The sequence below is a fragment of the Embleya sp. NPDC059213 genome, assembly GCF_042754445.1.
Lineage (GTDB): Bacteria > Actinomycetota > Actinomycetes > Streptomycetales > Streptomycetaceae > Embleya.
This window is the reverse complement of sequence record NZ_JBHZAV010000298.1, coordinates 1-7711: the sequence shown is the minus strand read 5'-3', so window position 1 is coordinate 7711 and position 7711 is coordinate 1. Positions and strand designations below refer to the sequence as shown.

The 7711-nt window shown below is 70.9% G+C and carries 9 protein-coding genes and 1 pseudogene; 1 reads left to right on the top strand and 9 read right to left on the bottom strand.

Annotated elements, in window-relative coordinates; translation table 11 throughout:
* From ACFXMF_RS45620 to ACFXMF_RS45605, 4 genes and pseudogenes are all read right to left on the bottom strand, one after another.
* Positions 1-742: pseudogene (locus tag ACFXMF_RS45620) on the bottom strand (hypothetical protein); the annotation flags it as partial.
* Positions 743-948: 206 nt separating this feature from the next.
* A complete protein-coding gene (locus tag ACFXMF_RS45615) occupies positions 949-1872 on the bottom strand; it encodes an ABC transporter substrate-binding protein (RefSeq protein ID WP_379988793.1) in 924 nt (307 codons plus the stop codon).
* Between the two features lie 23 nt (positions 1873-1895).
* Positions 1896-2570 (bottom strand): ABC transporter permease, encoded by a 675-nt coding sequence (locus tag ACFXMF_RS45610; protein WP_360313034.1) that lies wholly within the window; start codon positions 2568-2570, stop codon positions 1896-1898.
* Positions 2567-3307, bottom strand: a complete 741-nt coding sequence (locus ACFXMF_RS45605) for an ABC transporter permease (protein WP_360313212.1) — start codon at positions 3305-3307, stop codon at positions 2567-2569. The genes ACFXMF_RS45610 and ACFXMF_RS45605 overlap by 4 nt, the downstream gene beginning before the upstream one ends.
* 169 nt (positions 3308-3476) lie before the next feature.
* Between ACFXMF_RS45605 and ACFXMF_RS45600 the strand changes: the two genes are divergently transcribed.
* Complete coding sequence (locus ACFXMF_RS45600) at positions 3477-4625, top strand: ABC transporter ATP-binding protein (protein ID WP_379988794.1); 1149 nt, start codon at positions 3477-3479, stop codon at positions 4623-4625.
* A 25-nt stretch (positions 4626-4650) separates the two neighbouring features.
* Here ACFXMF_RS45600 and ACFXMF_RS45595 read toward each other — a convergent pair whose 3' ends face one another.
* From ACFXMF_RS45595 to folP, 5 genes are all read right to left on the bottom strand, one after another.
* Entirely contained in the window at positions 4651-5115 is a 465-nt protein-coding gene (locus tag ACFXMF_RS45595) for a DUF3180 domain-containing protein (protein ID WP_360313030.1), read from the bottom strand.
* Positions 5112-5699, bottom strand: a complete 588-nt coding sequence (gene folK, locus ACFXMF_RS45590) for a 2-amino-4-hydroxy-6-hydroxymethyldihydropteridine diphosphokinase (protein ID WP_360313028.1) — start codon at positions 5697-5699, stop codon at positions 5112-5114. The genes ACFXMF_RS45595 and folK overlap by 4 nt, the downstream gene beginning before the upstream one ends.
* On the bottom strand, positions 5696-6058 hold the full coding sequence (gene folB, locus ACFXMF_RS45585) for a dihydroneopterin aldolase (protein ID WP_360313210.1): 363 nt from the start codon (positions 6056-6058) through the stop codon (positions 5696-5698). Before folB ends, folK begins: the two co-directional genes overlap by 4 nt.
* 192 nt (positions 6059-6250) lie before the next feature.
* Positions 6251-6715 (bottom strand): nuclear transport factor 2 family protein, encoded by a 465-nt coding sequence (locus tag ACFXMF_RS45580; protein ID WP_360313026.1) that lies wholly within the window; start codon positions 6713-6715, stop codon positions 6251-6253.
* Positions 6712-7596, bottom strand: a complete 885-nt coding sequence (gene folP, locus ACFXMF_RS45575; RefSeq protein WP_360313024.1) for a dihydropteroate synthase — start codon at positions 7594-7596, stop codon at positions 6712-6714. The genes ACFXMF_RS45580 and folP overlap by 4 nt, the downstream gene beginning before the upstream one ends.
* Positions 7597-7711 lie beyond the last annotated feature (115 nt).

The following is a 7711-nucleotide window of genomic DNA, read 5'->3' as shown; positions in this document are numbered from 1 at the left end:
GCGTGGGCTCGCGCTGCTCGACCAAGGGGCCGACCTGATCGACGTGGGCGGCGAGGGGCGGCCCGCCCGGGGCCGGGGGGGCGGCCGCGGGGCCCCCCGGGGCCGGGGCACCGGCCGGGCGGGCGACACCGCGGCCGGGCTCGGCGGGCCGGGCGACCGGGGCGGCGGGCCGCGTCGCGGCGGCGGGCGCACTCTCGACCCGCGCGGCGGGGCGCGCCGCCGGGCCGAACACCGAGGCCGCGTAGGCCGGGACCAGGTCCGGCGCGGAGACGGGCGGCCGACGCACGGCCGGGACGATGGACGGGGCCGTGGGACGCGCCTCGCCGGCCCGCCGATCCAGCAGGTCCAACACCGCCGCGCCGCGCGCGAACAGGTCCGGGGTCAGCCGTTGCGGACGCGACACCAGGTGGTCGGCGGCCAGTTCGCCGGCCTGCAACACGGCGAGTTCGTGCTCGTCGGCCCGTTCGATCGCCACCCGCAGCTCTTCGGCCGAACGCTCTCGCTCGCGGCGCCGGGCGATGCTCTCCTCGGCCAGTCGCCGATGGTGTGCGGTACTCCCGCGGACCACCCACGCGATCGCGCCGGCCGCGGACAACACGCCCAGCAGCACGGCGAGTCGAAGTGTGGTCGCACCTCCCGCGACGACCGCCAGGACGACGGCGACGAGCGCCGGCGCGCATATGGCGGCAAGCAGGGATATGCGTGTGGCGGTCGAGACCGAGCGATGGCGTCCACGTGGCATGCACCAGACGTTAGCGCGATACGGCGTTCGCCTTGGTGCGGGGGTTGCCGTGGGCGCGGGCTTTTTTGCTTTCCGTGGGGGGAACTTGGCCGGGCCGACCGCGAACACCGGGCCGGGCCGAAATCCTCCGGAATGCCGCGACGCCGACCGGACCATGGGTAAGTCCGGTCGGCGCCAGGGGATTTGCCGTCATCGAGGAAATTGCGTCAGATCAGGTTCTTGGACTTCAGGTAGGCCTTGGCGACGTCGGCCGGCTTTTTGCGGTCCTCGTCGACCTGCTTGTTGAGCGCGGTCAGGTCCTCGGTGGTGAGCACGGGGGCGAGCTTGTCGACCAGCGGCAGGATCTTGTCCGCCTTGCCCGAATTGACGACCGGAATCACGTTGTCGGCGTTCTGCAGCTTCTTGTCGTCCGTGAGGACGACCAGGCCGAACTGGTCGAGCGTGGCATCGGTGGACGTGGTCAGGACCAGTTGGTCCTTGCCGTCCTTGACCGCCTGCTTGGCGGCGGTGGTGCCCACGCCGAGCGGGTCCACGCCACTCACCTTGATGCCGTACGTCTTCTCCAGGCCCGGGGCGCAGAACGGGCGCGTCTTGCACTCCTCGCCCGCCGCGATCTTCACCTCGATGCCGGCGCGGCCCAGGTCGGAGAGCGTCTTCAGGTTGTTCTTCGCGGCGAAGTCCTTGGTCACCGCGAACGCGTTCTGGTCCACGGCCTGCGACGGTGTTCCGGACTTGAGCCCGGCCGGGCCGGCGAGCGTGTTCAGCGCGGCGACCGTGGCCGCCACATCCGGCGAGGCGACCGGTGCGGCATCCGGGCCGTTCTTCTTCCGGTTCAGGAACTCCGCCATCGTCGCCGCGTATTCCGGCACGACCGCGATCTTGCCCTTCTCCAGCTCGGGTTCGTAGAGCTCACGGTTCTTGACCGTCTTGATGCTCGCCTTCACCCCACCCTTGTCGAGCAACTGTTTGTACATCTGCGCCAGGATCTCGGATTCGGTGAAACCGGCCGAACCGACCACCGTCTTGTCGTCGTCCGAGGAGGAACACCCCGTCGCGCCCATCAGAAACACCAGGGACAGCCCTGCCGCCACGCCGACCGTCATGCCCGTCTTGCCACGCCGTATAAGCATGCGATGCACCGCCCTTTCCGTTCTCACGAGGTCACACCGCCACGCGGCGTCCGGGCCGTGAACCGCTGCACGAGCGCGAACAGGCCCTCCACCACCAGAGCCAACGCGGCCACGAGGATTGCCCCCGCCACCACTTGACCGTTGTCCTGCAGGTCGAAACCGGCCGTGACGATGCGCCCGAGACCGCCCCCCGCGACCAGTGCCGCGAGTGTTGCGGTCGCAACAACCTGAACGGCACACGTTCGAATTCCCGTCATGATCAACGGAAGTGCCAGGGGCAGCTCGACACGGAACAACATCTGCCCGCCCGTCATGCCCATGCCGCGCGACGCCTCGACCACGTCCCGGTCCACTCCCCGCATGCCGACGTAGGCGTTGGTGAGCACCGGCGGGATGGCGAACAACACGAGCGCGATGATCGTCGCGGTGTCGCCCATGCCGATCGGACTCAACCCGAGCAGCACCAGCACCGCGAACGTCGGGATGGCCCGCCCGATGTTGGAGATGTTGATCGCGAGCGTGCCGCCCCGGCCCAGATGTCCCAGCCACAGCGCGATCGGCAGCGCTATGACCACCGCGACCAGCACGCACACCACGGTCAGCACGACGTGTTCGCCGAGCCGATTCCACACCCCGCTCTCGCCGCTCCAGTTCGTGCCGTCGGCCAACCAGTCCCACGCGTCGCCGAGCACGTTCACGCCGAGGCCCCCGCCTTCAGGTCGATCTCGGCCGTCGGCGCGGGCACCGCCGACTGTCGCCGCTTGCGCCCGCCGGCCCGCTCCCACGGGGTCGACAGCCGCTGTACGCCGAGCAACAACAGGTCGGCCACGATGGCCAGCGCGACGCACAACACCGACGCGGTCAACACCTGCGCCTTGAAGAGCGTGTCGATGCCGGAGTAGATCAGGTTGCCCAGCCCGCCGGAGCCGACGATCGCGCCGACCGTGGTGAGCGCGACGGTGGACACCGTGGCGACCCGGACGCCGGCCATGATCGCGGGCAGCGCGAGCGGCAGTTCGACCTGGAACAGCAACCGCCCGGGCCCGTAGCCCATGCCCTTGGCCGCCTCCACCACATCCGGCGGCACCGCCTGCAGACCGGCGAGCATGTTCCGCACCAGGATGGTCAGCGAGTACAACACCAGGCCGATGATCACCGTGGTCTCGGTCAGACCCGTGAACGGCTGCAGAATCGCGAACATCGCCAGCGAGGGAATCGTGTACAGGATCGTGGTCGAGCCGAGCAGCACGCTGCCGGTCAGTCGCCAACGCCGGGCCGCGAGGGCCATCGGGAACGCGACGAGCAGACCGATCGCCACCGATACGACGGTCAGATAGATGTGTTCGCGCAACGCGGTGGTGATCTCCTCGGAGTACTCGTCGAAGTACTTCCCGCAGACCCACGAGTTGCGCTTCAGGCAGTCACCGGAGGCCACAATCACGGGCGGACAGTACCCCAGCGGTCGGACGGGCATTCTCGTGACGGCCGACACACCCGGTGTGTGAACGGGATCGTCCGGGTACGTTGCCACCCTTGGGGGCCGGGAATCACCCGGATCTCCGGACACCTGCCACGATTGCCCGCCATGCCCCCGGAGGGTCCCCATGATCCGTCTCGACCGCGTCACCAAGCGGTACCCCGACGGCACCGAGGCTGTCGCGGAACTGTCCCTGGAGGTCGCCGCGGGCGAACTGGTCACCCTGGTCGGCCCGTCCGGCTGCGGCAAGACCACCACGATGAAGATGGTCAACCGGCTGATCGAACCCACGTCAGGGCGGATCTTCCTGGACGACGAGGACATCACCCGGGCCGACCCGGTCAAGCTGCGCCGGCGGATGGGCTATGTGATCCAGTCCGGCGGCCTGTTCCCGCACCGCACCGTGCTGGAGAACACCGTCACCGTGCCGAGTCTGCTGGGCTGGGACCGCAAGAAGGCCCGGGCTCGCGGCGTCGAACTCCTGGAGCTGGTCGGCCTGGACCCGGCCAGGCTCGGCGACCGCTACCCGCACCAGCTCTCCGGCGGCCAGCGCCAACGGGTCGGCGTGGCCCGCGCCCTCGCCGCCGACCCGCCGGTGTTGCTGATGGACGAGCCGTTCGGCGCGGTGGACCCGGTGGTGCGCGAGCGTCTGCAGAGCGAATTCCTGCGACTTCAGGCGGAGTTGAAGAAGACCGTCCTGTTCGTCACGCACGACATCGAGGAGGCGGTGCGACTCGGCGACCGGATGGCGGTCTTCTCGATGGGCGGCCACATCGAGCAGTTCGACACGCCCTCCAGCGTGCTCGGCGCGCCCGCCAACGACTACGTCGCCGACTTCGTCGGGGCGGATCGCGGCCTCAAGCGGCTGTCGGTGACCGAGATCACCCCCGAGGACCTCGAACTGCCGCCGGTCGTGCACCTGGACGACCCGATGTCGGAGGCGCTCGCGAAGCTGCGCGCGGCCGACTCGCGCTGGGCCGTGGTGCTGGACGACGCGGGCAACCTGCACGGGTGGGTGGACGACCGCGCGACCGCCGGTACGGTGCGCGATCGGGCCCGCCGGATGGAGGCCTGGGTGTCGGTGCGCGCCTCGCTCAAGCAGGCGTTCGGCGAGATGCTCCAGCACGACGCCGGGTGGATCGCGGTGCTGGACGGGGACCGGTTCGTGGGCGTGCTCACGCCGGCGCGGCTGCACGAGGCCCTGCGGCGCTCGATCGGTGCGGAGGAGCGGGACATCCCGTTGGCCGAGGTCGTGCTGGACACGATCGAGGGCTGACGGGAAATCCCGGGCCGGCCCGGGGCTACTTGTCCTCGGGGTCCTCGGGGACGCGCAGTATCCGCTCCAGGAACAGGCAGCCGCCGACCAGCAGCAGGCCCGCGCCCACGGCGAAGGCACAGCGCTGGGCCTGGGCCGAGCGCTCGGTGACCTCCAGGAAGCCGGTCAGGTAGAGCGCGTAGCCGCCGTACAGGCCCACCACCAGCGCGCCGACCAACGAACCGGCCTTGGCGAAGACCACCGCCCGCGCGGCGACCAGCGGATCCACCGGGCGGGCGTTCGGCCGCCGCTCGCGCTGCGCCTTGAGCCGCGAACGCAGCGACAGCGCGGTCGCCAACGCGATCGCAGCCAGGCACAGCAGCACGATCGGGGCCAGAATCGGGACCACGGGCGGCGTGCCGCGCGAGTCCCACAGGTCGATTCCGGCATACGCGAGGCCACCCGCCCCCAGCGCGAGGGCGAGCAGGACGAGCGGGCGCGTGGGCTTCATCGGTCTGCGGTCAGCTCCAGGTCGTCACGGCGACGCACCCCGTCGAGGCCCACCCGCGCGAGCAGGTCGGCGACCCGGCCGTGGCCCGGTACCTCCGCCTCGGGGTCGATGTCGTGCCACGGCGCGAGCACGAACGAACGCTCGTGCGCGCGCGGATGCGGCAGGGTCAGGCGCGGGTCGTCCCGCACCACGTGCTCGAACCAGATCACGTCCACGTCCAGCGTGCGCGGTCCCCAGCGCTCGACCCGGACCCGCTGGAACGCCTCCTCGATCGAGTTGCCGCGCTCCAGGATCAGATCCGGGGTGAGCAGCGTGCGCACCTCGACCACCGCGTTGAAGTAGGTGCCCTGCTCGGGCCCGCCCACGGGGTCGGTCTCGTAGACCGGGGACACCCGCAGCAGGCTCACTCCCGGGGTGTCGGCGATCTCGTCGATGGCACCCTGGATGGTTTCCAGGCGGTTGCCCAGGTTGCTGCCGAGCGCGAGCACGACCCGGCTCCAGGTCGACGGCATCCGCCGGCCGGCGGTCTCGGCGGGCTGCTCCGGGACCGGTTCGCGCGTGGGCTCCTCGACGGTGTCGGTCATCGGTCCCGCCCTCGCACGATGGTCACCGTCACGTCGTCGAACGGCACGGTGATCGGGGCGTCGGGCTTGTGCACGATCACTTCCACCTCCTGCACGAGCGGGCGGGCCAGGCACACGTCGGCGATCCGCTGCGCGAGCGTCTCGATCAGATCGACCGGGTCGCCCTGGACGACGCCGACCACGTCCTCGGCGACCTCGCCGTAGTGCACCGTGAGGGTGAGGTCGTCGGACTGCGCGGCCGGACGGGTGTCCACCCCGAGCACGACGTCGACAACGAAGGTCTGGCCCTCGTCGCGTTCCTTCGCGAACACTCCATGGTTGCCGCGGGCCTTCAGTCCCCGCAGCGAGACGCGGTCCAGCATCAGTCGCCTCCTCGGCGCTATCCCATCACTGCGCACCCCGACCGTTCGGTTGTCGACCCGTCGAGGGGCGGTCGCGCCGACGGCCGGACCACCTCTGTGCGGTACGAATGTACCCAGCGAACCCGACAGGTTCGCTCGGCCGGGTGCCCCGAAGACACCCGAACGACGCATCGAAGCGATCGGGATCGGTCAGATCTCCTCTTCGGCGTCGACCTCCGCCATCACCGGAGACGCGTGGTGCAGCCACAACCGCCAGCCCGCGGGAGTGCGCCGGAAGACGTTGGTGACCACCGCCCGGCCGCCCGCGAACCCGGCCTCGTCGCCGCCGTCCTCCTCGGCCATCCCGGTCAGCATGTTCGCCGTGCAGGACAACACCGCGACCTCGCCGGCCAGCTTGACCTCGACGTCGGTCAGGAAGAACTGCACATACGCGGTGTTCGCCATGATCAGCGCGTACGAGCGCAGAATCTCCGCGCGTCCGTGCAACGCGGGCCACCCCGGATGCACGCACGTCACGCTGGGCGCGTCGGGGCCGTCGGCCCAGATCGCGCCGAGGGCGTCGATGTCGCCCTCCTCGACGGCCGTCCACAGCGCGAGGTTGACCTCGCGTACCGCGTCCGCCTCGGGCGACGTCTGGTCGTCAATCGGGTTCATCGGGCCTCCTGCCAGGCAGCCGCCACCTTGACCGCGTCGAGCGAAGCGGGCACCTCGTGCACACGGACGGCCCACGCGCCCGCGGCGGCGGCCAGCGCGGAGACCGCGGCCGTCGCGTCGTCGCGGCCGCGAGGCGGACGCAGTGTGCCGTCCTCGGCGGCGAGCAGCCGCCCCAGGAAGGTCTTGCGGGACGCGGCCACGAGCAGCGGACGACCGAGCTCGTGCAGCGCGTCCAGGTGGGCGAGCAACGGCCAGTTGTGCGCGGCCGTCTTGGCGAAGCCCAGACCCGGGTCGAGCACGATCGCGTCGGGGTGCACGCCGGCCGCGATCACCTTCTCCATCCGCTCGGCCAACTCGGTGCGCACCTCGGCGACCACGTCGGCGTAGACCGCGTGCTCCTGCATGCCGCGCGAGTGCCCACGCCAGTGCATGACCACCACGGGCACCCCGCTGTCGGCCACGTAGGCGGCCATCGCCGGATCCGCGAGCCCGCCGCTGACGTCGTTGACCAGCCTGGCGCCGGCCTCGACGGCGGCGCTCGCGACCTCGACCCGGGTGGTGTCCACGCTGACCACCGCGCCGGCCGCGGCCAGTTCGCGCACCACCGGGACGACCCGGCGCAGTTCCTCGTCCACGTCGACCCGACCGGCCCCCGGTCGGGTCGACTCGCCGCCCACGTCGATCAGGTCGGCCCCTTGGTCGAGCAGCGCGAGCCCACGCGTGATCGCGGCCTTCGAGTCGAACCACAGGCCGCCGTCGGAGAACGAATCGGGGGTCACATTGACCACCCCCATGACCGCGCACCGGCCGAACTCGGGCAGGCCGCGCACCCGTGGTGGGCGGTCGGGAGCCCGATGTCGCGGGCCGGTCGTCGCTGTCATGGGGAACAGAGTAGGGGGGGGGGGGGGGGGGGCGGCGCGCCCCCCCCCCACCCCACCCCCACAATGGTGCCGGCGGGCACCCCCAACACGAAAAAAAAAAAAAAAAAACAAGACA